At 65.0% G+C, this 25077-nt stretch carries 26 protein-coding genes; 15 read left to right on the plus strand and 11 right to left on the minus strand.

All coding sequences use genetic code 11. The annotated features are described in order from the left end of the window. Positions 1-37: 37 nt before the first annotated feature. From rplI to rpsF, 4 genes are read right to left on the minus strand one after another with little or no spacing between them, the layout of a single operon-like run. Entirely contained in the window at positions 38-493 is a 456-nt protein-coding gene (gene rplI, locus MTX34_RS10660; protein WP_027495081.1) for a 50S ribosomal protein L9, read from the minus strand. 15 nt (positions 494-508) lie between these two features. Next, a complete protein-coding gene (rpsR, locus tag MTX34_RS10665; protein WP_027495080.1) occupies positions 509-751 on the minus strand; it encodes a 30S ribosomal protein S18 in 243 nt (80 codons plus the stop codon). Positions 752-793: 42 nt separating this feature from the next. After that, positions 794-1345, minus strand: a complete 552-nt coding sequence (locus MTX34_RS10670) for a single-stranded DNA-binding protein (protein ID WP_037195207.1) — start codon at positions 1343-1345, stop codon at positions 794-796. Between the two features lie 57 nt (positions 1346-1402). After that, a complete protein-coding gene (gene rpsF, locus MTX34_RS10675; protein WP_008711385.1) occupies positions 1403-1690 on the minus strand; it encodes a 30S ribosomal protein S6 in 288 nt (95 codons plus the stop codon). A gap of 161 nt (positions 1691-1851) precedes the next feature. On the opposite strand from rpsF, the gene MTX34_RS10680 reads away from it, so the two are divergent. The 3 genes from MTX34_RS10680 (at position 1852) to MTX34_RS10690 (ending at position 4714) form a co-directional block, all read left to right on the plus strand. Then, entirely contained in the window at positions 1852-3255 is a 1404-nt protein-coding gene (locus tag MTX34_RS10680) for a glycosyltransferase family 87 protein (protein WP_243609423.1), read from the plus strand. A 21-nt stretch (positions 3256-3276) separates the two neighbouring features. Beyond that, a complete protein-coding gene (locus tag MTX34_RS10685) occupies positions 3277-3975 on the plus strand; it encodes a response regulator (RefSeq protein ID WP_243609424.1) in 699 nt (232 codons plus the stop codon). A gap of 373 nt (positions 3976-4348) precedes the next feature. Next, the gene (locus MTX34_RS10690; RefSeq protein WP_243609425.1) at positions 4349-4714 is read left to right on the plus strand and encodes a helix-turn-helix transcriptional regulator; all 366 of its coding nucleotides are present in this window, start codon (positions 4349-4351) and stop codon (positions 4712-4714) included. A gap of 18 nt (positions 4715-4732) precedes the next feature. Here the strand turns inward: MTX34_RS10690 and MTX34_RS10695 are convergent, their stop codons facing one another. Both MTX34_RS10695 and MTX34_RS10700 read right to left on the minus strand, forming a co-directional pair. After that, a complete protein-coding gene (locus MTX34_RS10695; protein WP_243609426.1) occupies positions 4733-5830 on the minus strand; it encodes a DUF475 domain-containing protein in 1098 nt (365 codons plus the stop codon). Between the two features lie 92 nt (positions 5831-5922). Continuing rightward, positions 5923-6498, minus strand: a complete 576-nt coding sequence (locus MTX34_RS10700; RefSeq protein WP_243609427.1) for a TerD family protein — start codon at positions 6496-6498, stop codon at positions 5923-5925. A 220-nt stretch (positions 6499-6718) separates the two neighbouring features. Between MTX34_RS10700 and MTX34_RS10705 the strand changes: the two genes are divergently transcribed. From MTX34_RS10705 to MTX34_RS10745, 9 genes are all read left to right on the plus strand, one after another. Then, complete coding sequence (locus MTX34_RS10705; protein WP_243609503.1) at positions 6719-7804, plus strand: hypothetical protein; 1086 nt, start codon at positions 6719-6721, stop codon at positions 7802-7804. 23 nt (positions 7805-7827) lie between these two features. Beyond that, positions 7828-8976 carry an HpcH/HpaI aldolase/citrate lyase family protein gene (locus tag MTX34_RS10710; RefSeq protein WP_243609428.1) on the plus strand — a complete coding sequence of 383 codons (1149 nt, stop codon included), beginning with the start codon at positions 7828-7830 and terminating at the stop codon, positions 8974-8976. Continuing rightward, positions 8973-11306 (plus strand): phosphoribosyltransferase, encoded by a 2334-nt coding sequence (locus MTX34_RS10715; RefSeq protein ID WP_243609429.1) that lies wholly within the window; start codon positions 8973-8975, stop codon positions 11304-11306. Before MTX34_RS10710 ends, MTX34_RS10715 begins: the two co-directional genes overlap by 4 nt. Then, positions 11303-12106 (plus strand): HAD family hydrolase, encoded by an 804-nt coding sequence (locus MTX34_RS10720; RefSeq protein WP_243609430.1) that lies wholly within the window; start codon positions 11303-11305, stop codon positions 12104-12106. The genes MTX34_RS10715 and MTX34_RS10720 overlap by 4 nt, the downstream gene beginning before the upstream one ends. Before the next feature lie 39 nt (positions 12107-12145). Then, on the plus strand, positions 12146-13528 hold the full coding sequence (locus MTX34_RS10725) for a hypothetical protein (protein WP_243609431.1): 1383 nt from the start codon (positions 12146-12148) through the stop codon (positions 13526-13528). A gap of 38 nt (positions 13529-13566) precedes the next feature. Beyond that, on the plus strand, positions 13567-14277 hold the full coding sequence (locus MTX34_RS10730) for an ESX secretion-associated protein EspG (protein ID WP_279393132.1): 711 nt from the start codon (positions 13567-13569) through the stop codon (positions 14275-14277). An 84-nt stretch (positions 14278-14361) separates the two neighbouring features. Further along, a complete protein-coding gene (locus MTX34_RS10735; protein ID WP_243609432.1) occupies positions 14362-14961 on the plus strand; it encodes a DUF2975 domain-containing protein in 600 nt (199 codons plus the stop codon). After that, complete coding sequence (locus tag MTX34_RS10740) at positions 14961-15188, plus strand: helix-turn-helix transcriptional regulator (RefSeq protein ID WP_243595624.1); 228 nt, start codon at positions 14961-14963, stop codon at positions 15186-15188. The genes MTX34_RS10735 and MTX34_RS10740 overlap by 1 nt, the downstream gene beginning before the upstream one ends. An 84-nt stretch (positions 15189-15272) precedes the next feature. Continuing rightward, on the plus strand, positions 15273-16514 hold the full coding sequence (locus MTX34_RS10745) for a TerD family protein (RefSeq protein ID WP_243609433.1): 1242 nt from the start codon (positions 15273-15275) through the stop codon (positions 16512-16514). Here MTX34_RS10745 and MTX34_RS10750 read toward each other — a convergent pair. The 3 genes from MTX34_RS10750 to MTX34_RS10760 form a co-directional block, all read right to left on the minus strand. Beyond that, the gene (locus MTX34_RS10750; RefSeq protein WP_374639332.1) at positions 16489-18042 is read right to left on the minus strand and encodes a glycosyltransferase family 87 protein; all 1554 of its coding nucleotides are present in this window, start codon (positions 18040-18042) and stop codon (positions 16489-16491) included. The two genes, MTX34_RS10745 and MTX34_RS10750, sit on opposite strands and share 26 nt — an antisense overlap. A gap of 11 nt (positions 18043-18053) precedes the next feature. After that, complete coding sequence (locus MTX34_RS10755) at positions 18054-20525, minus strand: transglycosylase domain-containing protein (protein ID WP_374639334.1); 2472 nt, start codon at positions 20523-20525, stop codon at positions 18054-18056. Positions 20526-20888: 363 nt separating this feature from the next. Next, positions 20889-21320 carry a DUF5318 domain-containing protein gene (locus tag MTX34_RS10760; protein WP_283273679.1) on the minus strand — a complete coding sequence of 144 codons (432 nt, stop codon included), beginning with the start codon at positions 21318-21320 and terminating at the stop codon, positions 20889-20891. A 317-nt stretch (positions 21321-21637) separates the two neighbouring features. On the opposite strand from MTX34_RS10760, the gene MTX34_RS10765 reads away from it, so the two are divergent. After that, the gene (locus MTX34_RS10765; protein ID WP_243609434.1) at positions 21638-22168 is read left to right on the plus strand and encodes a GNAT family N-acetyltransferase; all 531 of its coding nucleotides are present in this window, start codon (positions 21638-21640) and stop codon (positions 22166-22168) included. 32 nt (positions 22169-22200) lie between these two features. On the opposite strand, the gene MTX34_RS10770 is transcribed toward MTX34_RS10765, so the two are convergent. Continuing rightward, positions 22201-22608, minus strand: a complete 408-nt coding sequence (locus MTX34_RS10770; RefSeq protein ID WP_243609435.1) for a hypothetical protein — start codon at positions 22606-22608, stop codon at positions 22201-22203. A gap of 250 nt (positions 22609-22858) precedes the next feature. On the opposite strand from MTX34_RS10770, the gene MTX34_RS10775 reads away from it, so the two are divergent. Together MTX34_RS10775 and MTX34_RS10780 are read left to right on the plus strand one after the other, a co-directional pair. Then, positions 22859-23449: a PadR family transcriptional regulator gene (locus MTX34_RS10775; RefSeq protein ID WP_243595629.1), complete on the plus strand. Its 591-nt coding sequence runs from the start codon at positions 22859-22861 to the stop codon at positions 23447-23449. Continuing rightward, complete coding sequence (locus MTX34_RS10780) at positions 23442-24524, plus strand: inositol-3-phosphate synthase (RefSeq protein WP_243609436.1); 1083 nt, start codon at positions 23442-23444, stop codon at positions 24522-24524. The genes MTX34_RS10775 and MTX34_RS10780 overlap by 8 nt, the downstream gene beginning before the upstream one ends. Before the next feature lie 100 nt (positions 24525-24624). Here the strand turns inward: MTX34_RS10780 and MTX34_RS10785 are convergent, their stop codons facing one another. Continuing rightward, a complete protein-coding gene (locus tag MTX34_RS10785) occupies positions 24625-24975 on the minus strand; it encodes a nuclear transport factor 2 family protein (RefSeq protein ID WP_243609437.1) in 351 nt (116 codons plus the stop codon). Between the last annotated feature and the right edge of the window lie 102 nt (positions 24976-25077).

Below are 25077 nucleotides of genomic sequence, written 5' to 3' on the forward strand. Positions count from 1 at the left end.
GGGGCTTTGTTCGACCGAAACGGGCCGAAAGCTGAAATCAGCTTCCGACGACCTCCAGCTTGAACTTGGCGGTCACGTCGGGGTGCAGGTTCACGACGATGTCGTGCTTACCCGTGCTCTTGACGTGAGCCTTCGGCAGATCGATGCTGCGCTTGTCGACGACCGGGCCACCGGCAGCCTTCAGAGCAGAAGCGACGTCCGACGCGGTGACCGAGCCGAACAGCTTGCCCGAGTCGCCAGCGGTCTTCACGGACAGCGTGACGGACTCGAGGCCTTCGATGGCCTGCTTGAGCTCGTTGGCGTGCTCGAGGCCGCGGACGGCACGAGCTTCCTGAGCGCGGCGGATGCCGTCGACCTGCTTCTGAGCTCCACGGGTGGCCTGAATGGCCAGTCCGCGGGGCAGCAGGAAGTTACGGCCGTAGCCGTCCTTGACCTCTACGGTGTCGCCAGGCGCACCGAGGTTGTCCACATCAGCGGTGAGGATCAGTTTCATACCAATCGCCCCTTTCTATCGAGCCGTCGCGGCGTAAGGCAGCAGGGCTACCTCACGCGAGTTCTTCACGGCAACGGCCACGTCACGCTGATGCTGGACGCAGTTGCCGGTGACACGGCGAGCGCGGATCTTTCCGCGATCGCTGACGTACTTACGCAGCAACGTCGTGTCCTTGTAATCGATCGCCGTGTTCTTTTCCTTGCAGAAGGAACACGCCTTCTTCTTGAGCACCTTGTCGCGCAATGGCGGTTTGGGCATGGGTCTTTCTCCGTTACATCTGGTTGTTCTCGATCGAAGGATCTAGAACGGTGGCTCTTCGTCTCCGCCACGTCCGCCGAAGGAGCCCGACGCCGCCGGGGCACTGCCCCAGGGATCGTCTCCACCGGAACCGGAGTTGGACGAGGAGTTCGAGCGGCCGCCGCCCGATCCGCCGGAGGAACCGGAGCCGGAGCCGGAGTTGAAGCCGCCTCCGCCGCCACCTCCACCGCGATTGGCCTTGTTGACCTTTGCGGTGGCGTAGCGAAGTGAAGGTCCGATCTCGTCGACTTCGAGCTCGACGACTGTCCGCTTCTCACCTTCACGCGTCTCGTACGAGCGCTGCCGCAGCCGTCCACTCACGATCACTCGCGAGCCTCGGGTCAAGCTCTCGGCAACGTTCTCTGCTGCCTCGCGCCAGATGTTGCAGCGCATGAAGAGCGCGTCGCCGTCTTTCCATTCGTTCGTCTGACGATCGAATGTGCGCGGGGTGGATGCAACCGTGAAGTTGGCAACCGCCGCACCGGCGGGGGTGAATCGAAGTTCTGGATCAGCCGTCAAGTTTCCGATGACGGTGATGACGGTCTCGCCTGCCATGGTTCCTCTTTCAGTAGTAAGCGTTGTAGATGCCAGCCTAGAGGCGGGCAACGACAATTACTTGCCCTGTCGCAGGACCTTCGTGCGCAGAACGGACTCGTTGAGTCCGAGCTGACGATCCAGCTCGCTGACGGTGGCAGGCTCGGCGTTGAGATTCACAACGGCGTAGATGCCCTCGGCGTGCTTGAGGATTTCGTAGGCCAGACGACGCTTGCCCCACACATCGACCTTGTCGACGGTGCCGCCATCCTTGCGAACGACGTTGAGGAACGTATCGAGCGACGGAGCGACAGTGCGCTCGTCCAGATTGGGGTCGAGAATGACCATCAATTCGTAATGACGCATAAGACCTCATCACCTCCTGTGGACTAGTGAAAACGGCCACGGACTATCCGTGGCAGGAGGGTCGTTGCGTCAGCAACCCCTCGAAGATACACGACAGGGCCCTGACCTGCTAATTCGCGTCGGGCACGCGGTCCGGCGTTCGCGCGTCATAGTCTTGCACCATGCGATCCGGGGTCCGCGCCAATCCGATGACGGTCGTCGTGGTCGTCGCGATGGCTGCGGTGGGATTGATTCTGGGGTACCTGAACAAGGCCCGATGCGCCGTCGCACCGTTCGACGAGTCCGGCCGCAGCACGGTGTTCGACGCCATCAAGGATTCCTCGGTCTGCTACTCCGACATCCAATTCCTGTGGCTCGGTCGAGACATCGACAACCACATCTTTCCGTACATCCACGGAGCCATCAACAGCGACGGAATCCTCACCGGCGGGACGGTGGAGTACCCCGTCCTCAGTGGATTGCTGATGTGGCTCGGTGCCATTCCCGCGCACACCGACGCGCAATTCCTGTTGACCTCGGCGTTGATCCTCGCGCCGTTCGGGCTTCTCACCGCCTGGATGCTCGGTCGGATGGCCGGCTGGTCCGCGCTGCTGTGGTCGGTCGGCCCGCCCTTGGTGATGTACGCCTTCCACAATTGGGAGCTACCTGTCGTGGCCGCGGCCGTCGGCGCTATCTTCGTCATGACGCTGCCGATGCCGCTGCGACGCAGAGCAATTCTCGCGTCTGTGTTGCTGGCGATCGGCTTCTGTCTCAAGCTCTATCCCGGTGCATTCGTGTTGCCGTTGATCGCGTACGTGGTCACCGGCGGCGTCGACGGGCGCGAATCGGTCGACACCGTTCGGGGTCGCTGGGACATCCGCGGCGGCCTGATGGTCGCGGGTGCCGCGATCGGCACGGTCGTGGCGGTGAATCTGCCGTTCGCAGTGCTCGGTTACGAGGGGTGGCGTGCGTCGTTCACGTTCCAGTCGCTGCGGCAGGCAGACCTGACGACCAACTCCATCTGGTACTGGGGACTGCGCCACTTCTACATCGACGACCGGATGACTCCCGATGCCTACGCCGAGGCCGAGGCCTCCTTCCAGGATGTGGTCGGCGTCGCGTCGCCGCTGCTGGTGTTCGCCGCGTTCGCTCTTGCGCTGTGGCTCGGCTGGCGTCGCGCAAAAGTCGTCGGCACGTACCCGTGGGTCGCGGTGAGCGGATCGATGCTGTGCGGGTTCATGCTGCTGCACAAGGTGCACTCACCGCAGTACACACTGTGGCTGCTGCCCTTCCTGGTGCTGCTCCGGGTCCCGTGGGGACTCGTCGCCGCGTATCTGCTCGTCGATCTGTCGATGGGAATCGGCGTCTTCAAGTACTTCGCCGCGTTGGCCTCGGGTGCCGATGCCAACGACGAGGAGTTCTTCGTTCTCGTCGGAGTGTGGGGACGAGCGCTGCTGCTGGTCGTGTTGTTCGTGTTGTTCATCCGAACGGGCCTGCGGATTCCTTCGATCGGCGAAACCGACCACAGGTCCGTAACATCTCGCCGACCGACAGCGACATCGCTGACAACATCATCGGGGCAGTAGGGCGCAGAGCGGGGCGAGGACATGACGCAGGTGTCGCAATCGCAGGGCAACGACGAGCATCCGACCACCGCGGTACGACGCGTCGGCCTGGTCGAGGACCACGAATCGGTCGCGCTCGGACTCAAGGCCATGCTCGCGGACGAACCGGACCTCGACCTGGTGTCGATCGCCGCCACCGTGGCGGAGTTGCTCGCCCAGCAGCAGGCACTCGATCTGGTGGTCCTCGATCTTCGTCTGGGTGACGGGTCGTCGCCCCGCTCGAATGTGGAGCAACTGCACGCCGCCGGTGCGCGCGTACTGGTGTACACCGGTGCCGAGAACGCATTTCTGGTTCGCTCGGCAGCCCGTGCAGGCGTACTCGGTGTGGTGCGAAAGTCCGCACCTGCGGCCGCGATCGTGTCCGCCATCAGGCGCGCAGCGAGTGGAGGGCAGGTCGTCACGACGGACTGGGCTGCCGCGATCGACGGGGATCCGCAACTTCCCGACGTCGGCCTGAGCCCCCGCCAACGCGAGGTACTCGCCCTCTACGCGTCGGGTGAGAAAGCCGGACGCGTTGCCCGCCTGGCCGGCCTGTCCGAACAGACGGTCAACGATTACCTGGTGCGTATCCGCAACAAGTACGCCGAGGCCGGGCGTCCGGCACCGACGAAGACCGATCTGTACAAGCGAGCGGTCGAAGACGGGTGGCTCCCGATGCCCGAACTACCTCCGCAGGACTGACTCACGACGCACCGGCGCGCAGGTGGCATCGCTCGACGACGGGGTCACTGTGGCTCATCCCACAATTTCGGAGCGGATGAGCGTTGCCGCCCCTATGCCCTCAGAGGTCCGACGGGCGGAGTGGTAACCGCTCGGATACTGCCGCCCGGGCGAGCGAAGGTCGCATCCATCCTGGTCAGCGACTTGAGCGAGGACGTGCGAATCGAGGTCGATGCCGACGGTCGACAGTCTGTCGTAGCCCCGTGACACGCTGACGACACGGTTGACGTTTCAATGCCCCTGAAAATCAGGGCAGAAAAGCCGTGCTTTACCTGTGAGAATCGACCACATTGGTTTAGTTGGTCTCAACCCACCTCAGCTCCCGGGAGATCCGATGTCCGCTCTGCTCGACCCCATGCCCTCCGAGAACGGCTCATCGGTCCAGGTACCACCTCGCTCACGCGGGCCGATAAGCCTGGTTCCGCCCCCCGTGCAGATCCACCCCGTTCCCGCCCCAGCGAGCCCTTTTCCGCCTCGCCCGGATCTGACGAGCCGGGAGATCGAGGTACTGCTCTGCTGGATTCGGCACGACTCCAAGACCGAGGTAGCGAAGACCCTGTTTCTCTCGCTGGGCACCGTCAACACCCATCTCACCCGAATCCGGGCCAAGTACACCTCGGTCGGGCGACCGGCACCCACCAAAGCCGGGCTGGTCGCGCGAGCCCTGCAGGACGGGCTCGTCGACATCTCGGAGCTGTGAGCGCGCCGAGCCCGTCCGTCAGACGCTGACTGCGGTCTCGACGCCCTCGTTCTCCAGCCGCTTGTTGCGTCGGATGCTGCTCAGCAGGGCGGCTCCGATGAACAGGATTCCCACGAAGCCGGTGATCAGCTCGTTGATGTGTACACCGATCGAGACCAGAAGGATGATGGACAACGCACCGATCGCCCAGTGCGCGCCGTGCTCGAGGTACACGTAGTCGGACAACGTTCCCTTGCGGACCAGGAACACCGTGATCGAGCGGACGAACATCGCGCCGATGAAGCCGAGGCCGAGCGCGATGATGATGGGGTCTGCGGTGATGGCGAAGGCACCGATGACACCGTCGAACGAGAAGGATGCGTCGAGCACCTCGAGGTAGAGGAACAGGAAGAATCCGGCCTTGCCCGTCGCCTTCGCCAGTTCGCTCGGTCCGTGCGAGGACTCCGCGCCCTCTTCTTCGACATGGAAGAGCTCACCGAGCCCGTTGACCGCGATGTAGGTGATCATGCCCAGCACGCCGGAGACCATGACGGTGGAGATCTTGTCGTCGTCGGCGAGGAATTCGGCGCTCAGGACCAGCAGCAGGCCTGCGACGACCACGGAGAGCTGGTCGAGGCGGCCGATGCGGGCGAGGGGCTTCTCGAGCCAGCTCAGCCAGGTGATCTCGCGGTCCTCGAAGATGAAGCCGAGGAAGAGCATCAGCAGGAACATGCCGCCGAATGCAGCGATCTGCGGATGCGCGTCGGTGAGGAGCGTCTCGTAGCTGGGCGAACCGTCCGGGAAGGTCGCGGCACCGTCGGCGGGCGGGTTGAGCGCCAGATCGATGGCGGCGACCGGACCGAGGCCCGACGCAGCCCAGACGATGACCAGTGGAAACAGCAGCCGCATGCCGAACACGGCGATGATGATGCCGATGGTGAGGAAGATCTTCTGCCAGAACTCGCTCATGCGTCGCAGCACGGTGGCATTGATGACGGCATTGTCGAAGGACAGCGACACCTCGAGTACACCGAGGATGAGGACGAGGATCATCGCCTCGATCCCGCCGTACAGGAAAGCGACGATGACGGACACGATGGTGACCGCGATCGACCATCCGAAGATCTTCACAACCACTGGCGTGGCCCTTCTCGAGACTAAAGACGGAAAAACCCCCGCCCATCATGAATGACGAGGCGGGGGTACTCCCAATCTTGAGAGGGCCTTTACTACACGTTTACTCCGAAATCGCGAGCGATTCCTGCGAGTCCGGAGGCGTAGCCCTGACCGACCGCGCGGAACTTCCACTCCGCGCCGTTGCGGTACAGCTCACCGAAAACCATGGCGGTCTCGGTGGAGGCATCCTCGCTGAGGTCGTAGCGAGCGAGCTCGGAATTGTCGGCCTGGTTGACCACGCGGATGAACGCGTTGCGCACCTGTCCGAACGACTGCGAGCGTGCGTCCGCGTCGTAGATCGAGACGGGGAAGACGATGGTTTCGATCTCCGGCGGCACCGCGGCGAGGTTGACCTTGATGGCCTCGTCGTCGCCCTCACCCTCACCCGTGGTGTTGTCGCCGGTGTGCTCGATCGAGCCGTCGGGAGACTTGAGGTTGTTGAAGAACACGAAATGTCCGTCGCTCAGGGCCTTCTTCGTCGAGTTCAACGCGATGGCGCTGGCGTCGAGATCGAAGTCGGTGCCGGTCGTCGTGCGGATGTCCCATCCGAGTCCGACCGTGACCGCGGTCAGGTTCGGTGCTGCCTTGGTGAGCGAGACATTGCCACCCTTGCTGAGGCTGACGCCCATGGAGAGGTCCTTTCGCAATTGGTTTCCCGTTACGGGTTCAACCGTAGTGGGAATGTCCGGTTCTTGGACGTACTCTGCCAACGAGTACGACATCGCCAGGGTTCCCGTCAGTACTATCGAACACGTGACAAGTCGCTGGCCTGGGGTGTTCCGCCGAGGTGCCGAATCCGACGCCGCCGCGCGTCGTTCCCAGGACAACGCTGTCGCCGCATTTCTCGACATGGACAAGCGTCAGTCCATCGCTTCGGCAGGCGTCCAGGCCTCCACCGCCCTGCGGCCCCAGGATCGGCTCGCCGGCCGATGGGCCGACACCGAAAAGCAATGCTTCGACGCCGGAGCCGCGTATCTCGCCGCCGTCGATCAGTTCGACGGAATCACCACGGCTGCTGCCAGATCGGCATTCGACCGCGCGACCGCGCTGCTGTACGACGCGAGCGCGGCCGTGGATCGGTTCTACGACGCCCATCGAGCCACCCTCGAGCAGGCGTCCGCTCAGTTCGCCGCTACCCCGCGGCTGGTCCAGGACGCACTGGCCGAGGCCGACGCAGCTCGATCCACAGTCGACGAGCAGTTTGTCGCGTATCCCTCGCTTCGTCAGGCATGGCGCGAACTCGATTCGGCAACAACGCAATTGCAGGCCGATCAGCGCGACCCTCTGCGCGCCCGAGAGCACGCTGCACTGGTCCGCAATCGAGCTGCCGAACTACGCGCTGCCGTGGAGTCTGCACCGGGACGTCTTCAGGAAGCCCGAACGGCGCTGGCATCGGTACGCACCCGAATGGAAGCCGTACGAACGAGATCCGAGGGCATCGCTCCCGCTTTCTCGAGCTTGCTCCGCGAGTTCAACGCCAAGAGCTCGGCAGACCTGTCACGAAACGAACGGTCGAGTGCGCGCCACATCGAGCAGGCGGACGAGGATCTGCGCGCGGCGAGGTCCGCACTCGACGCAGGCAATCCGGAGCAGTCGCTGGATCTGGTCACTCAGGCTCGCCAACACCTGAGCGATGCCGAACAACTCGTCGACGCGGTCACCGACCGCGTGCATCTCCTCAGAGCGGTCAAGGCGGATCCGAAGGAGACCGAGAACAAAGTGCGGTTCAAACTTCGTGACGCTCAACAACTCGCGATCAATCGCGGTCTGGTTGCCGAATGGGGCTCGGTGTTGGATGCTCAGCTCGCCCGGATCGACAGGGCGAGCACCGCGCTGACGGGTACCCACCCCGACTACTGGTCATACCTGCAGGATCTGGATACCATTTCGGACTTCATCGCAGGCGTGATCGACCGCATGCGCAACTCGCACTGATCACATTCACACGAAGGACAGTGGTGCAACACTTTCGCCATCTCGACGCAGACACCCGTGAACGAGTGTTCTTCATGCAGCCCGAAGACATCGAGACGAGCGACGGAAACAGCCTCGTGGCAACAGCTCTCGGGGCAACGCTGTACATTCCGGCGACACGCCCCGACCTGACTGCGACGGTGAACAAACGCACCGACGAAGGCGTGCGGTCCATCGTCATCGATCTCGAAGACGCTGTAGCGGACCATGATCTGGAAGAAGCACTGGCCAACACAGTGCGAACTCTGAACGAACTCTCGGGTTCGAGATCGCTCGTCTTCGTCCGGGCTCGCACCGCCGAGCACATCCGGAGCATCTGCGCCTCCCTCGACCACGGTGCCGCCGGACTCGCCGGATTCGTCGTACCGAAGTTCACGGCCGCACGCGGAGCCGAGTTCCTCGACGAGATAGTCGCCGCGTCGCACGCACACGGCACGCGCCTGTTCGCCATGCCCGTCCTCGAATCACCGGAGGTTGTGCACCGGGAGACACGCGATTCGGAACTGGTCGCCATTCGTGAACTCCTCGGCCGCTACCGCGAGATCGTGCTGGCCGTGCGCATCGGGGCCACCGACATGTGCGGCACATTCGGTATCCGCCGCGACCGCGACCTGACGATCTACGACGTCCGCGTCGTCGCCGATGTCATCAGCGCGATCGTCAACCACCTGGGCCGGTACGACGGCTCCGGATTCGTCATCACCGGACCCGTGTGGGAGTACTTCGCGGACCACGAGCGCATGTTCCGTCCCCTGCTGCGACAGACGCCGTTCGTCGACCAAGAGGCTGTGCGCTTCCGCCAGCAGCTGGTCAGCAGCGACCTCGACGCCCTGCTGCGGGAGGTGGCCCTCGACCGAGCCAACGGCATCCAGGGAAAGACCGTCATTCATCCCTCGCACGTGCCTGCTGTGCATGCGCTGTCCGCGGTGACGCACGAGGAGTATCACGACGCACTCGACATTCTCTCCTCGGACCAGGGTGGCGTGCAGGCGTCCGGCTACCGCAACAAGATGAACGAGCTGGGTCCGCACCGTAATTGGGCGAAGCAGACGGTGTTGCGATCCAAGGCATTCGGAGTTACCAATGAAGGAATCACGTTCGTGGACCTACTGACCGCATTGGCACAGCGATGAACGCGAACCCGGCTGACGGGATTGCTCTGACCGACACCGGTTCGTCCTCGTCGTGGACGGCGACACAGTTGGTGCGGCCCGGTCTGCGGCGCAACCCCCGCCGCGCCCACCTGTTGGTCTCGACCGTGCTCGGCAAACACATACCCGTGGATCCGGACGTCGTCATCGCGGCCGGCAGCGAACTGGCCGCCCTGGTACGCACCGCGGTCGAGGGTGCCGATGTCGACGTTCTCGGATTCGCCGAAACCGCAACGGGATTGGGCCACACGGTCGCGACTGCTCTGGGCGCGCACTGCTACCTGCACTCGACGCGTCGCACCGTTCCCGGCATGACCGTGCACGGGGAGTTCGAGGAGGGCCATTCGCACGCCACCGACCACCTGCTGATGCCCACCTCGGCCGATCTCCTCGCCGGCGACCTGCCGTTGATTCTCGTCGACGACGAGATCTCGACCGGAGCGACCGCACTGGACGCGCTGCGGCAGATTCACTCCTCGGCCGAGCGCACGCACTACGTCATCGCGTCCCTGGTCGACATGCGCACCGACGAGCATCTGGCGGCAGCTGCCGCGGTGGCAACAGAACTCGGCGTCCGGATCGACAACGTGAGCCTGGCCCAGGGGTCGGTGGAACTGGAGCCGGGTCTGGTGGAAACGGTGCTCGCCCTGCCCGATCCGGTATTCAATCCCATTGCTACACAGTCCGGTACGGTTCGACGCGTCGACGCCCAATGGCCGTCGACCCTGCCCGACGGCGGACGCCACGGATTCCTCCGGTCCGACGCCGCGGGCTTCGACTCTGCGATCGATGTTCTCGCAGGCAGCGTCGATGCCTCGCTCCCCGAAGCGGGATCGGTGGTCGTCATCGGCCACGAAGAGCTCATGTACCTCCCGCTCCGACTGGCGGCGGCGCTGCAGAAGCGGGGGCACCGTGCGCTGTTCCAGACCACGACACGATCGCCCGCATACGTACTCGACCTGGAGGGTTATCCGCTGCGCCGTGGCTTCGAATTCGCTGCGCCCGAAGACCAATCGGGACTGCGCTATCTCTACAACGCGTCCGCCCCACACGACGCCACGCTGGTGCTCGTGGCCGACGCCCCCGCAGACACCGAGAACCTCACGGCGGCAGCCCGGACCCTTGCTGCGTCGGGCATCGACGTACTCCTGGTGGTCGTGACGGGGGCCGATCCGGTGGCGCTCGAGATGGCTCGGCGGGCACGTCCGCTCCGCGGACCCGAATTCGGTTCGTACGCAGCGGAAGAAGTCACCTGGTTGCTCAAGGACCTCTCGTCGGTCTCACTCGAAGCCGGAATCGAGGAGCGGGAGAAACGTATCCAGGCCGGTGACGCACATTACGCAGAGACGCTCCCGGTCGAATATCAACCCGACCTCGCCTACCGCGAACTGTTCGAGAAGGTACTGCAGGAGAGCGCGTCTCGGCTGGCGGTCGCCGTGGGAACAGTCACCGAGGTCGTGCTGGCCGAGCGCGGACGCGGGATCGTCCTCGCGTCCCTGGCTCGAGCAGGCACACCCGTCGGCATCCTGATGCGCCGCTGGGCATTCGCGGCGCACGGCATCGAGATTCCGCACTATGCGGTGTCGATCGTGCGCGATCGGGGCATCGACGCCGTGGCACTGCGCTACCTCGCAGAGCACCACGACTCGCGCTCGGTGGTGTTCGTCGACGGCTGGACCGGCAAGGGTGCGATCGCCCGCGAACTCACCGCCGCACTACGGGATTTTTCCGGGGCCGAGTTCGACGACGATCTGGCCGTGCTCGCCGATCCGGGCAACTGCGCTCGCACCTACGGGACCAGAGACGACTTCCTCATTGCGTCGGCCTGCCTCAATTCGACCGTATCGGGATTGGTATCGCGAACAGTGCTCAACGACAGCCTGATTCGTCCCGGAGACTTCCACGGTGCCAAGTACTACGCGGATCTCGCACCCGACGACGTCTCGCGTCACCTGCTCGACACCGTAGCTGCGCGATTCGACGATGTCCGCGACGAGGTCGCCGCCTCGGTGACCGCCGTGCTCGCCTCCGACCGCACCCCCACCTGGTCGGGATGGGCGTCGGTCGAGAAGGTCCGCGCGGAGTACGGAATCTCGCACGTCAATTTCGTCAAACCCGGCGTCGGCGAGACCACGCGGGTGCTGCTGCGCCGAGTCCCGTGGCGGGTGCTGGTGCGAGACGCCGAAGCGCCCGAGCACGAACACATTCGGATGCTCGCCGCCGCCAGGGGCGTGCCGGTGGACGTGGTTCCCGATCTCGCTTACTCGTGCATGGGGCTGATCAAGAACGTCTCGAGCGGAGAGGCGTCGTGAGCGCCCTCGTCGCTGTGGATCTCGATCGCACGATGATCTTCTCCGAGGGCGCACTCGGTGTGCCCCTGGACGATACGTTCGAGTGCGTGGAGATGTACGAGGGAAAACCACTGTCGTACATGAGCTCTCGCTCGATGTCTTTGCTTCGGGAGTTGAGCGAGACCACGGTCGTGGTACCGACCACCACGCGAACCATCGAACAGTTTCAGCGGATCACGCTGCCCGGTGCACCCTGGCGGTACGCCATCACCAGCAACGGCGGCAACATCCTGGTCGACGGTACGCCCGACTCGAGCTGGCGCAACGGGTTCGAGTTGGATCTGGCGGGCATCGGGGCAGAGTTGAGATCGAGGGTCTCCGAGGACTGGGTACTCAAGTACCGCGAGGCCGACGGCCTCTTCTGCTACCTGGTGGTGAACACGGCCGCCGTGCCCGACGGGTTCGTCGCAGAGTGGTCGCAGTGGTGCGCCGCTCGCGACTGGAACGTCTCACAGCAGGGTCGCAAGATCTACACGATGCCGAACGCGGTGTGCAAGAGCTCCGCGGTGGCCGAGGTTCGTTCCAGGCTCGTTCAGGACGGCACGCTCGACGCCGATGCCCGAGTCTTCGCCGCAGGTGACGGCGCACTCGACGCCGAGATGCTCATTGCTGCCGACGCCGCGATCCGTCCGCGGCACGGCGAACTCGAGTTGCTGGGTTTCGCCCGCCCCGGGCTCACGGTCACCGACTCCTCCGGCGTCCGGGCCAGCGAGGAAATTCTCGAGTGGCTACGGAACCGAACTGCCGTGCGCCGCGTCTAACTGGTCGTCGGGGAGACAGACGCAGGGCAAGGGGTGGGCATGACGGATCCGTACGAGGAACTCGCAGCAACGATCGACAACATCGTCAGCAGTACGTTCGTGACGCCGGTGGGTCCCGAATTTCTCGACTCCGTTCTGGACGCGGCATTCGAGAAGGCGAACGTGGCCCTCGACTACCGCGGCGAGTTCGAGCCGACCGAAGTGGTCATCACCGAGGCGTTCGAGGTGATGCCGCACGAGGAGATCGTGGCCATGGTCGGATCGCTGGGCACAACCACCATCGTGAACTCGTCCAAGAACTGGAACGACTTGTCCGCTGCCGCAACCACCGGATCCGACGGCTTCCATTCCGGCATCGAGGCGGCCATGACGTCGGGCTGGTCGGGACCGACAGCCGACGCCGTCCGCGGCGGTGTGGGCAACTACGTCTCGTCCGCGACCGCGCTGTCCACCTCGATGAGCTTGATCAGCAACAAATTGCTCGAGGCGCACTCAGGTTTCACGCAGACACAGTCGAGGATGCCACCGGTGGTTGCGGCCGGAAGCAGCATCATGATCGATGCCCTTCTCCCCGTTCCCTTCGCCGCCAAAGAAGCCGTGTCGGCCCGAGAGGAGCAGCAGGAAGAAGCACGCCGAATCATGCGCTCGGTCTACGTACCAGGGGTGCTGCAGTCCGATTCCCAGGTCCCGGTGCTGCCTGCCGCACACAATCCCGTCGCCGACGGTGGCGTGTCCACCGGCAGCTGGGGACTCGGCAATTCCGCCGGGGGCGGAGGTGGGGGCATCGGGTCGACCTCGCCCGGCGGCTCCGGTACCGAGGGCGGGGCTGATTCGGTAGCGCAGACGCAGGCCGGCGGCGCGGAGGCTGCCGGGGCGGGTCGCACCGATTCTGCTGCATCGGAGCAGCCCGGGTCCGGTGGTTCGGGTTCGCTGCCTCCGGCCGACAACTCCGGTGAAACGCGTGCCGCATCTGCCGCGCCCGGATCTGCCGGCGGCGGTGTGAGTTCCGGAGCAGGGTCCGGCGGCTACGGCGGAACAGGACCCGGCGGCAGCGGCTTCGGAGGGTCCACCGGTTCGGGCTACGGCGGCGGTGCGGGATACGGAGGCGGTTCCGGCGGAGGTTCCGGTGCCTGGTCGGGTTACGGCGGCTCGGTTCTCGGCTCTCCGATCGGCGGCGGGACGGGCGGCGGCGGGACGGCCAGCAACGGGGCGGGCGGTCCGGGCGGCGCAGCTGCGGCGTCGGCCGGCCGCGCGGGAGCGCACGGCATGCCGGGAATGGGTGCCATGGGCGGAGCAGGCGCGCGGGGAGCCGGCGACAACGACGGCGAGCACGCCACTCCCGGTTACCTCGTCGACGTGAGCAACGGCAGCGAACTGATCGGTGACCTGCCCCTGGTCGCACCGCCGGTACTGGGCGGCTGACAATGACGAGTTGGACCTTGCAAGGGATCGACTTCATGATGCTCTGTAGTCGCTACGGACGAGACCGACTGCCGTACCCTCTGGCGGTGACCATGGACGTCGACACCGTGGACGAACTGCGACAACTGCGACAAGAGGCGTCGGCGAGGATCGACGCGCTGATGAACGACGAGCTCAGCACAGCCGTTCGGACCGTCGTCGACCCGATCGTCCGCGTCGAATGCCGTGGTGAGACAACCGATTCCCCGCACACCGGCCTACGCGCGCACGCAGCGATACGGCACGATGTGGCCGCTGTGCTCACTCAGCAACCGGGGCCCGACGCCTCCTGCGGCGGTTCCGTCACGATCGAGTTGACGAGCCCTACCCGCGCACCGGCCCGAGTCCTCGGATCGCTACCGGCCGACGTCGCTGGCCGCCGACCGGCTGCCAAGCTCGAACACGCCACTGCCGCAGCGACGTCGGGTGGGTCGCATCTGTCCACCGCAACACGCGCGGCGACCGCGGACGAGCAGTTCCGATCGTTCTTCGACCGACCGAGGTCGGCAGTGGGCGAAATCATCGTCGCGCGCGGCAGGACCTACGACAACCGACGCGACACGGACGCCATCTCGTTCTTCTGGATGGACTTCGAGCAGGACGGCCGCTACCTCGTCCACTCCGCAGAGTCGATCGACATCGTGCCTGCCGATACCGCTGGGCTGGCATCGGAGATCGGACGGCATGTGGCGATCGCGCTGAGGCGGTGATGGCGGCCGGCCCTTGACACCGTATCGATTTTCGATAGGTTATCGATATTCGTTGTTATCGACTATCGATATGGAGGCGGCGGAATGGCATACGGACTGGGCTCGGCACGAGCCAACACATGGGCAATGGCGTTCTACGCGGCTGCAGCAGTGGTGTGGTCGGGGAGGAGGTTGTGGGAATACCACTCCTCGGACTATGTCAGCGCCACCGTCACGCCTCGGGAGGGCTCTCCAACGCTCGACCTGTTCGGCGGACAGTTGCAGACGGGCAACGCCATCGAGCTCAGTGTCGCCAAAAGCGACGTCCAACGACTCATCGGGATGATCGACTTCATGAGGTACGGCGAGATCGTGGCCGGCGGAATCCTCATCCTGGTGGGGATATTCTTCGCGTACCGATTCTTCGACAATGTCATCAAGGAAACCCCGTTCAGCACCCGTGCCAGCATCGACCTGGCCGTGGTTGCTACCTGCCTGGTGCTGTACCCGGTCATCACCGGAGCACTTCGAGTGATGAGTACGAATGCTGTTCAAGGCGCGCTCGAGACGACCGAGCTCACCGATACTGCACGGGGCCTCGGCACCTTCTGGCTGGCCGTGATCGTCGCAATCGTCCTGCAGTTCGTCTACGCGGTTCTCCGGCAGGGCTCCAAGCTCGCTCGCGATGCCGAGGGCCTGGTCTGATGGCGGAAGAGTTCGTCGACCACCTTGTCGTCTGCCATCTGGGCGAGATTCTCGATGCCCGCGGCATGACGCTCGCCGAGCTCTCCCGCCTCGCCGGAGTCAGCGTCGTCAATCTGTCGGTGCTCAAGAACGACCGCGCCAAGGCCATCCGATTCTCGACGCTCACCGCCGTCTGCCGCGTCCTCGGCTGCACACCCGGCGACCTGTTCACTCTGCGCCCGATCTGACGTCCGCTCGGCCACACCAGTCGGACAAATCGAACAAGTACATTGGATGACGGTAACCAGCACTACGAGAGAGAGTCCATCACATTGTCTGCTCCGGCCGGTCAACCGTTGTCCAAGGGTCAGAACGGCCCCCTCACCGTCGGTGACGTCGTCGTCTCCATCTCGCTGGCCGTACCCGCGGACCTGTCCGCGCTGATGGTCACCGACGCCGGAAAGGTGCGCACGGACGCCGATTTCGTGTTCTTCAACCAGCCCACCGGCCCTGGCGTCCGCCTCGAGCCCGGCCAGGGCGGACCGGCTCGGCTCGCCGTATCGCTCGCGTCGATTCCCACCGATATCGAGCAGATCCGCGCGGTCATCACCCTCGACGACGCGTCGAGCAACTTCGGTCGATCCGCCGCTCCCGTTGCGCGAGTGAGCGACACGGCTGGAAATGTGTTGTACGAGTACACGATCGACGGCTTGAGCTCGGAGTCGATCGTGATCGCACTGGAGATCTACCGTCGTCAGGGTAGTTGGAAGGTCCGAGCCGTCGGGCAGGGCTACGCCGGCGGGTTCGCCGCGCTGGTCACCGACCACGGTGTGTCCGTGGACGACGCACCCGCTGCCGCGCCGACACCTCCTCCCGCTCCCGCCACTCCACCGCCGCCGGCCACTCCACCTCCACCCGCTGCGCCGCCGGCACCACCGGCCGCCCCGGTCCGCACCGAGGCTCCGGAAGTCAGCCTCACCAAGTCCAAGCCCGTCAGCCTCACGAAGGGCCAGAAGGTCACCCTCCGCAAGGACGGCGGGGTGGCTCTCACGGTCATCCGCATGGGCCTCGGGTGGGACCCGGTGACCACTCCGAAGAAGGGCGGATTCTTCGGTGGCGGCGGCCGAGCCGCGAACATCGACCTGGACGCGTCGGCGATCATGCTCGCCGACCGCAACGTCAACGATGTCGTCTACTACGGGCAGCTCAAGGCCAAGGACGGCTCGATCGTGCACCAGGGCGACAACCTCACCGGTGAGGGCGAGGGCGACGACGAGGTGATCGTGGTCGACCTGACGAGGGTCCCCAAGCACGTGACCGGCATCATCTTCACGGTCACGTCCTACCGCGGTCAGACGTTCGAGCAGGTCGCGAACGCATTCTGCCGTCTGGTGGACAACACCACCAACACCGAACTGGCCCGGTTCACCCTGCAGGGCGGCATGCCGTTCACCGGCCTGGTGATGGCGAAGGTGTACCGCCAGGGCAGTGAGTGGAAGCTCCAGGCCATCGGCGACGGCATCCAGGCCAAGCACGCCGGTGAAGCCGTCAAACAGCTCGGCCGCTATATGTGACCTTGCGGGCAGTTGTCGTCCGATCTGCAGCGCCGTCGAGCACGCCACCGAGCGGGTCGACGGCGCTGCCGTTTCGAATCAAATCCTCGGCCGGACGGTAGATCTGCCGAACGATCAACGCGCACAATCCGATCACGGCGACATCGCGCACCACAACGGTCGCGGTGAACCACTGTTCGGGTAGACCCTTGTTCTCCACTCCCAGGTAGTAGTACATCCGCGGGAACCAGACGAACGCGTCGATCGCCATCCACGCCAACAGAATTCGGCGATGCGGCAGGGCAAGTACCGCCAGCGGAACCAACCACAGCGAATACTGCGGGCTCCACACCTTGTTGGTGAGCAGGAACCCGGCCACCACCAGGAACACCAGTTGCGCGAGCCGCGGACGCGTCGGTGCCGTCGTGCCGATGTACGCGATCAGCGCACACACGACGGCGAACAACACGAGCGTCACGGCATTGAGAACCAAGGGCTTGTCGCCGGGGTAGAGGGGACCGTCGAAACCGGTCCACCCGGTGAACGAAGTGACGACGTTGTACAGCGAATCAGGGTCGGCTCCGCGTTCGGAATTGAGCCGGAAGAACTCGTACCATCCCGACGGATACAGCAGTGCGAGAGGCAGATTGACCGCCAGCCAGGCCCCGATCGCGGCACATGCGGTGATGCCCCACTCACGCATTTTTCCGGTGCGCCAGCACAGCACCAGCAGCGGACCGAGGAACAGCAGGGGATAGAGCTTGGTGGCACCGCCGAGACCGATCAGAATTCCGGCCAGAACCGGCCGCTTCTTGGCCCAAGCCAGAAGCCCGGTGAGCGCGAAAGCCGTTGCGAGAGCGTCGAAATTGGTGAAACCATGCACGATCACCAACGGTGAGGCCGCCACGAGGGCCGCATCCCAGATGCGGCGTCCGGCAGCTATCGCGGTGGCCCAGACGGTGACCAACCAGGCCACGGCCAGCCCGAGGGCGACCACGTTGAAGTACACGACGACCGGCAGCGCCTGCGGCAGGAAACTCAGTGAGTTCCACACCTTTCCGACGACCATCGAGCCGTACTGGTACAGCCCCGCAAGCACCGGGTACTCCATGTACCGAATCTGGCTGGACCCGTCGGCCCTGGTTTCCTCCCAGGACTTCTTGTACGGGAACGCGCCTTGGTCGAGTCGCTCCGCCCCGTAGAGCGGCACGGTGTCGGAATAACACATCGCCACGTACTGCCGACTGCCGCTCCAGTCGAGTCCCAATTCACCACCCGGCCCCACCGGGGCCTGCTGGATACACGCGGCCTTGGCGAACCAACCGAAGCAGAGAAACACCACCGCGAGCAGCAGAATCACCCGGAGCGCGGTGAACCAGCGCTGCCGACCGATCAGCGCATGCCTACCGACCGGACCACCGATGACCGAGGACAGTTCCTCGGTCATCGGATCGGTACGACTGGGTAGATCGCGGTCTGCTGCGCTCGCCGAGTCGAGGCGACCGGGGCTGGCCACTGCTCGCCCCTTGCGGTCGGGTTCGGTCGTCACCGCTGGAGTCGTTACTGCCCGGGCGCTGCTGGTTCGGGCGCTGCCGGTTCAGGTGCCGCCGGTTCGGGTGCCGGGGGCTGCGCCGGTGCCAGTCCGGGCAGCGGGATGGTCACACCGGGCAGAATCTCGACCTGCCGCGGAGTGATGACCACCGGCGGCGAGATCTCCGTCGGAATCGGCAGAGTCACCTGCGGCGGAGCTGTCGACGGTGCCACCGTGGCCGTCGGGGCCGGTGCGGAGTACTGCGGCACTCCGGCCTGACCCGCGATGGCCTCGGGCGTCGGGAAGGTCTCGTTCGAGGTGCCGTCCAACGTGCCGTCCATCGTGTCTTTCCAGATGTCCGACGGTAGGCCCGAACCATAGATCGGCCCGCCGTAACTGTTCTCGAGCGGCAGACCCTGCTCGGTGCCGACCCACACCGCCGTGGACAGCGACGGCGTGTAGCCGACCATCCAGGCGTCCTTGTTCTGCCCGGTGTCTCCGAGCTGAGCGGTACCGGTCTTGGCTGCCGACTGACGTCCGCCGGCCAGGTTGTGACCGTTGGAGTAGCCCGCGATCGGACGCATCGCCGAGGTCACGTTGTCCGCGACCGCAGCCGAGACGACCTGCTGACCCGCCTCGGGAGCACGATCGAGAAGCACAGTGCCGTCTGCGGTGACGACCCTCTGCACGAAGTGCGGAGTGTGATAAACGCCGGACGCCGCCAGTGTCGCGTAGGCCGAGGCCATGTCGAGGACTCGGGATTGGTACTGGCCGAGCACGACTCCGTAGTTCGGGCCTGCGTTGTCGGGCTCGGTCAGGGTGGGGCCGACGCCGTCGATCTCCTGCGGGATGCCGAGCGTGTGAGCCATGTCCGCGATGGCCTGCGGACCGTTGTCCATGCTGAGCATCATGCGGTAGAAGCTCGTGTTGAGCGACCGCTTGAGCGCCTCGGCGATGGTGCAGGTTCCGCAGGATGCGCCCTCGACGTTGCTGATCTCGATGCCGTTGACGTCGAGCGGAGAACTGTCGTACATCTTCGACAGCGGAATGCCCTGGTCCAGCGCGGCGGCCAGACCGAACACCTTGAACGACGATCCGGTCTGCAACCCGGACTGCGCGAAGTCGAACCCTCGCCCGTCCGCGCCGCCGTAGTACGAGCGGACTGCGCCGGTGCGGGGATCGACCGACACCGACGCCGTCCGCAGTTCGGACGGTTCGCCCTCGAGGTTGTCGTTGACAGCCTCGACCGCAGCCGCTTGAGCCTTCGGATCGATGGTCGTGGTGATCTGCAGGCCCTCGGTATTGAGGTCCTGATCGCTGATACCCACAGCTGACAACTCGCGCAGCACCTGGGCCTTGATCAGACCGTCCGGCCCTGCGTCCTGGGCATCGCCGGTATCGACCTGTGAGGTAGGGACCACCGCCGGGAACATCATCGCCTCTCGCTGGGGCGCGTCGAGCTGACCCTGCGAGACCATTCCGTCGAGCACGTAATCCCAACGAGCTTGCGCGCCGGTGGGGTTCACCTCTGGATCGAGGTTGGATGGCTGCTGGATGACCGCGGCCAGGACCGCACCCTCTTCGACCGAGAGCTGATCCACGGACTTGCCGAAATACGCGGTCGAGGCGGCGGCTATGCCGTAGGCACCGCGGCCGAAGTAGATGGTGTTGAGATACGCCGCGAGAATGTCGTCCTTGGACCACTGACGCGCCATCTTCGAGGAGATCACGAGCTCACGCATCTTGCGGGTCAGCGTCCGATCGTTACCGACCAACGCGTTCTTCACGTACTGCTGGGTGATGGTCGAACCGCCGCCTGCGCTGTCGCGTCCGAGCACGTTGTCACGTAACGCTCTGCCGAAACCGGTCACCGAGAATCCGGGATTGGAGTAGAAATCGCGATCCTCGGCCGAGAGCACGGCATTACGCACATGCTCCGGAATCTGGTCGATCGTCACGTCGGTGCGGTTGCCCTCGGGTGGCACCACCTTGCCGAGCACACTCGCGCCGTCGGCGGCGAAGATCGTGGCGACCTGGTTGGTCCTGATGTCGCCGGGACGCGGCACGTCCTCGACGGTGTACGCCACCATGAACGCCAGGATCGGCACGATCAGACCCAGGGCGATCAACGCATACATCGTGCGTCGAGCTACCCGCCACTTGGACTTCTTCTTCGTATTCGCGGCGGAACCTCTTTCGGGCGGCTCGGGCGGTTCGCTGCCCGAGGAGAGAACTGATGGATCGTTCGGTTCGTGGGGTGGTGGCACAGCACCGGACCGGGTGACGCCCGTCGGGGCTCCGGATCGAATCGGAGGTGCGACGGGCGGCTCCCCGTAACGGCGTTCACCGTAGGGGCGGTCGCCCGCGGGACGGCCGCTCACCGGATCGACAGGCGGCCTCCCCTGCGGAGGACGCCCCTGTGGCGGCATCGGACGCTGACCGGGGGGCGGTCCGGGTCGCTGTCCGGGAGGAGGTCCTGGTCGCTGCCCGGGAGGCGGCATCGGAGGTCGGCCCTCTGGCGGCAGCGGACGCTGCCCGGGAGGGGGTACCGGGCGCTGCCCGGGGGGCGGTCCGGGTCGCTGACCGGGAGGAGGTCCTGGTCGCTGCCCGGCAGGCGGCATCGGAGGACGACCCTGCGGCGGCACCGGACGCTGCCCGGGAGGGGGTACCGGACGACGCCCGGGTGGATCGGAATGTCGACTGCCGCGCGGCGACCCGGGCACGTCGGGACGCCGTCCGGAGTCGCTACGGCCCGGTTCGTTGCTACCCGGGTTGTTGTCGTAGGGGGAACTCACGTACGAATCTCCAGTAATTTCGGCGGCCGCGTCGAATTCTCGGTGAATGGGGTCAGCGGAGCGATTGTGTCATTCACTCGCTGTTCGACGGTTCGGTTGACGGGAACCCGATCGCGGACGACGGGGTTGCTTGGGCGCAGGGACGGCCCCGAGGACGTAGGACTGGACGAGATGGTTCCAACTGCACGACCGACACACCTCGACCACGTGGACCGAGAACTCCTCCTGGGTCGCCGCCAGGCGGACGAGTTCGTCCGCCGTTCTCGCCGACCCGGACAGTGTCCCCAGTTTCTCGCCGAACACCCAGGACACCAGCGTGAGCTGCTCCTTGCGGCAGATGGGACAGACCACGTCGCTGCCACGTCCGTGGAACTTGGCAGCGCGCAGCAGGTACGGATCTGCGTCGCAGACCGCTGCCACGCCCGTCCTACCGGAGTAGACCTCGGCCAGCAGCGACCGACGCTGAAGGGCGTAGTCCACCACCTGTCGCTGAAGTCGCACGGGGACCAGAGTACGTGCGGGCCCACCGATGCGGACCTGCGAACCCCGCCTCGGCAACGAGGAGGGCCCGTTCGGGCCGCCGGAAACAATGCTTCACCTGTGCCGACACGGTCGGCCCCTCGAATCCGGCAAGAGACGGAGATCGCACGAAGATGGCCTCTTCGATGAGCGTCACCCTGCCCGGGCGGCATGGACCGACTCGGGCTACGGACCCTGGTCGTGCCGTCGATCGGTATGACCATTCATCTTGGGGGCGTGCCTACGCGCAGTTCCGATCACGAGATCGAAGCGAGCATCTGATCCCTACACTTGTTCGCATGTTCGGCACATCGGGAATCCACGTGCGGCCCCGACGACACGGCGACCTGACCACCCTCCTGCCCATCCTGCAACGTGCCCACGAAACACACCGGTACCCCGTGCGCGCAGCAGCGGTGCGAGCAGACTGGCTTTCACCACCACACGAACTGGCAGCGTGGGTCGCCGAGTACGACGACGCCGTCGTCGGCCATGTCGCGCTGCACCCGACGGCAGCACCGGAAGCCGATCCCGGTGCGGACGACGCGAGTGCGCAGTGGCAGCGAGCAACGGGGGTGGCTGCCGATCGGCTCGCTGTGGTGTCGCGATTCGTCACCAACGGTTCCGTACCGGGCAGCGGAACGACCTTGCTTGCACACGCAATCGATGCAGCGCACGATGCGGGCCGCGTGGCGGTACTGCTCGTCGATCCGAGTAGCGCCGCCCTCGGCTTCTACCGCAGGCGAGGTTGGCGACAGATCGGGACGTCTGCGCAGCAGTGGGGCGAGTATCGAGTCGACGCAGCGCTGATGGTGGCACCGGCTCGCTGAACCGACAGGCCACTCCACGTCACACCGCTCGATCACGCCAACAGAGCGAACAGGGCACACGTCACAGCACCGCAGAGACGTACGCGGTCCGCTGATCGCAGCCGACTCATCAGGTGTCCGTTGCGTCCTGCACGCCCCAGTTCGCCATGCGTGGGGGCAGCCACGAAGGCAGTCGCCGCCGCGGAGACCACCGCACCCCCAACGCTTGCCAAGACGGCCGCGTGGATGGGCCCGGACACCAACACCCAGAGACACGCAGCAGCGAGCAGTCCGTAGACCGGCCCGACGACGAGGGTCATCCGCCGCGAATGCGCGTCGTGGGCACGCGACCAGTCGTCGTCCGGAACCTCCGCCAGCGCCGGGTAGACGACGCCGGTCACCACCATCTGAAAGCCCAGGTGGAGGGCAGCGGCGGCGAGAAGCGCGTCGACCGGGGTCATGTGCCGCACGATACGTTCACGGACTCGTCCGCCGTCGATCGGTGACGTCGAGCGGCGGTCGCGTCGACCGTCCCGCGTGAGCAGAACAACGATCGAGTCACACGGATGCAGCCGGTCGGCACACTCGGGAACGGCGAGCGATACACGCCACCGAGTTGTCAGAATATGTATCGGCGCGATACATTCTCCGATAGTGCAGTCAATCGCATCGTCGTGTTGTGATCGCAAGAAATAGAGAAGGGGGAGTTGCATGCTCGAGCTGGCAATTCTCGGTTTGCTTCTCCAATCACCCATGCACGGCTACGAGCTCCGCAAACGGCTGACCGGCCTGCTCGGAGCTTTTCGAGCGTTTTCGTACGGATCGCTGTACCCGGCACTCCGTCGACTACAAGCCGACGGTCTCATTGCCGAGGACGCCGGTCCCGACTTGCTCGTGAAGAGACGAGCGAAACGGGTGTACGTGCTCACCCCCCTCGGCAGGGAACGATTTGCCGAACTGGTGGCCGACACCGGACCGCAGAACTACACCGACGACGGATTCGGCGTGCATCTTGCCTTCTTCAGTCGGACTCCAGCGGAAGCTCGAGTCCGCATCCTCGAAGGCAGACGTCGCCAGGTCGAGGAGCGCCGAGAAGGCCTCCGCGACGCTGTGGCCAAGGCGAACGGGACACTCGACCGCTACACCAGGCAGTTACACCAGCTCGGACTCGAATCGAGCGAACGCGAGGTGCGCTGGCTCAACGAAGTCATCGCAGCCGAGCAGGCCGAACCCAACACAGCACCGTCCCACACAGCACCGAACATGACAGTCAAGACAGAAGGAGAACCCGACCATGGGTGAGAACAACAACGCAATCCGCGTGGCCATTGTGGGTGTGGGCAACTGCGCCTCATCCCTGGTCCAGGGTGTCGAGTACTACAAGGACGCGGACGAGAACGCCAGCGTTCCCGGCCTCATGCACGTCATGTTCGGCAAGTACCACGTCCGCGACGTCGAGTTCGTCGCCGCGTTCGACGTGGACGCCAAGAAGGTCGGCTTCGATCTCTCCGAGGCCATCTTCTCCAGCGAGAACAACACCATCAAGATCGCCGACGTACCGCCGAAGGACGTCCACGTCCTGCGCGGACCGACCCTCGACGGCCTCGGCAAGTACTACCGCGAGACCATCACCGAGGCCGACGGCGACGCCGTCGACGTGGCGCAGGCCCTGCGTGACGCCAAGGTGGACGTGCTCGTGTCCTACCTCCCCGTCGGATCCGAAGAAGCCGACAAGTTCTACGCACAGGCCTCCATCGACGCAGGCGTCGCCTTCGTCAACGCACTCCCCGTCTTCATCGCCAGCGATCCCGTCTGGGCCAAGAAGTTCGAGGACGCAGGCGTCCCCATCGTGGGCGACGACATCAAGAGCCAGGTCGGTGCCACCATCACCCACCGCGTCATGGCCAAGCTCTTCGAGGACCGCGGCGTGCAGCTCGACCGCACCATGCAGCTCAACGTCGGCGGCAACATGGACTTCCTCAACATGCTCGAGCGCACCCGCCTCGAGTCGAAGAAGATCTCCAAGACCCAGGCCGTGACGTCGAACCTCCAGAAGGAGTTCAACGCCAAGGACGTCCACATCGGACCGTCGGATCACGTCGGCTGGCTCGACGACCGCAAGTGGGCCTACGTCCGCCTCGAAGGCCGCGCCTTCGGTGACGTTCCCCTGAGCCTCGAGTACAAGCTCGAAGTATGGGACTCGCCCAACTCCGCAGGCGTCATCATCGACGCAGTCCGCGCCGCGAAAATCGCCAAGGACCGCGGCATCGGTGGACCGGTCATCCCGGCCTCGGCCTACCTGATGAAGAGCCCGCCGAAGCAACTCGCCGACGACGTCGCTCGCGAACAGCTGGAAGCGTTCATCATCGACGCGTAGTCCGCAGCAACACGCGAACACCGCCCGCCGGTCCACTCAACGTGACATTGACCCCCGAAAGGGCCACCAAATGTCACATTGAGTACCGGCGGGCGTTCGGTTATCCGGCCGCGAGGATGGCCCGGGGATCGAAGGTCACCGTGATCTCCCTGATTCTTCCGGCCTCGATTCGCTGCCAGTTGGCGGTAGCGGCCGGCGATGCGATCGACGTGTGCAGGTCGAACCACGTCAGTACGTTCGGACCGTCGACGAAGACGTGTGCGATATCGATGTCGGTGACGATCTCCGACATTCCTTTCAATCCGGCCACACATTCCGCGCCGTCGGCCGCTGTTCCCAGTGGTCCCCGGAACGTCGCGTCCACGTGCAGGATCGACGCCAGAGTGTCGAAGTCCTTTTCTTTCCAGGCCTCGAAGTAGGTCGCTGCAACTTGTTTCGGTGTCTGTGTCATGACATCGAGTCTCGAACGCCCCGGGGCCAGAAGTCCAACAGTTGATTCCGCTGATTGCCAGAACATTTACTCATAGCCGCAGCTAGACAACACACGCTATCG

It is taken from the genome of Rhodococcus sp. ARC_M5, assembly GCF_022810405.1.
GTDB lineage: Bacteria > Actinomycetota > Actinomycetes > Mycobacteriales > Mycobacteriaceae > Rhodococcoides > Rhodococcoides navarretei.

Excerpts from the sequence above, each read along its gene's own strand:
- MTX34_RS10670 (WP_037195207.1), bottom strand. The coding sequence starts at position 1,345 with ATGGCAGGCGAGACCGTCATCACCGTCATCGGAAACTTGACGGCTGAT.
- MTX34_RS10735 (WP_243609432.1), top strand. The coding sequence starts at position 14,362 with ATGGCATACGGACTGGGCTCGGCACGAGCCAACACATGGGCAATGGCG.
- MTX34_RS10765 (WP_243609434.1), top strand. The coding sequence starts at position 21,638 with ATGTTCGGCACATCGGGAATCCACGTGCGGCCCCGACGACACGGCGAC.
- MTX34_RS10785 (WP_243609437.1), bottom strand. The coding sequence starts at position 24,975 with ATGACACAGACACCGAAACAAGTTGCAGCGACCTACTTCGAGGCCTGG.
- MTX34_RS10700 (WP_243609427.1), bottom strand. The coding sequence starts at position 6,498 with ATGGGCGTCAGCCTCAGCAAGGGTGGCAATGTCTCGCTCACCAAGGCA.
- MTX34_RS10780 (WP_243609436.1), top strand. The coding sequence starts at position 23,442 with ATGGGTGAGAACAACAACGCAATCCGCGTGGCCATTGTGGGTGTGGGC.
- MTX34_RS10715 (WP_243609429.1), top strand. The coding sequence starts at position 8,973 with ATGAACGCGAACCCGGCTGACGGGATTGCTCTGACCGACACCGGTTCG.
- MTX34_RS10770 (WP_243609435.1), bottom strand. The coding sequence starts at position 22,608 with ATGACCCCGGTCGACGCGCTTCTCGCCGCCGCTGCCCTCCACCTGGGC.
- MTX34_RS10705 (WP_243609503.1), top strand. The coding sequence starts at position 6,719 with ATGGACAAGCGTCAGTCCATCGCTTCGGCAGGCGTCCAGGCCTCCACC.
- rplI (WP_027495081.1), bottom strand. The coding sequence starts at position 493 with ATGAAACTGATCCTCACCGCTGATGTGGACAACCTCGGTGCGCCTGGC.
- MTX34_RS10730 (WP_279393132.1), top strand. The coding sequence starts at position 13,567 with ATGCTCTGTAGTCGCTACGGACGAGACCGACTGCCGTACCCTCTGGCG.
- MTX34_RS10680 (WP_243609423.1), top strand. The coding sequence starts at position 1,852 with ATGCGATCCGGGGTCCGCGCCAATCCGATGACGGTCGTCGTGGTCGTC.
- rpsF (WP_008711385.1), bottom strand. The coding sequence starts at position 1,690 with ATGCGTCATTACGAATTGATGGTCATTCTCGACCCCAATCTGGACGAG.
- MTX34_RS10690 (WP_243609425.1), top strand. The coding sequence starts at position 4,349 with ATGTCCGCTCTGCTCGACCCCATGCCCTCCGAGAACGGCTCATCGGTC.
- MTX34_RS10740 (WP_243595624.1), top strand. The coding sequence starts at position 14,961 with ATGGCGGAAGAGTTCGTCGACCACCTTGTCGTCTGCCATCTGGGCGAG.
- MTX34_RS10685 (WP_243609424.1), top strand. The coding sequence starts at position 3,277 with ATGACGCAGGTGTCGCAATCGCAGGGCAACGACGAGCATCCGACCACC.
- MTX34_RS10775 (WP_243595629.1), top strand. The coding sequence starts at position 22,859 with ATGCTCGAGCTGGCAATTCTCGGTTTGCTTCTCCAATCACCCATGCAC.
- MTX34_RS10755 (WP_374639334.1), bottom strand. The coding sequence starts at position 20,525 with ATGCCGCCTCCCGGGCAGCGACCAGGACCTCCTCCCGGACAGCGACCC.
- MTX34_RS10725 (WP_243609431.1), top strand. The coding sequence starts at position 12,146 with ATGACGGATCCGTACGAGGAACTCGCAGCAACGATCGACAACATCGTC.
- rpsR (WP_027495080.1), bottom strand. The coding sequence starts at position 751 with ATGCCCAAACCGCCATTGCGCGACAAGGTGCTCAAGAAGAAGGCGTGT.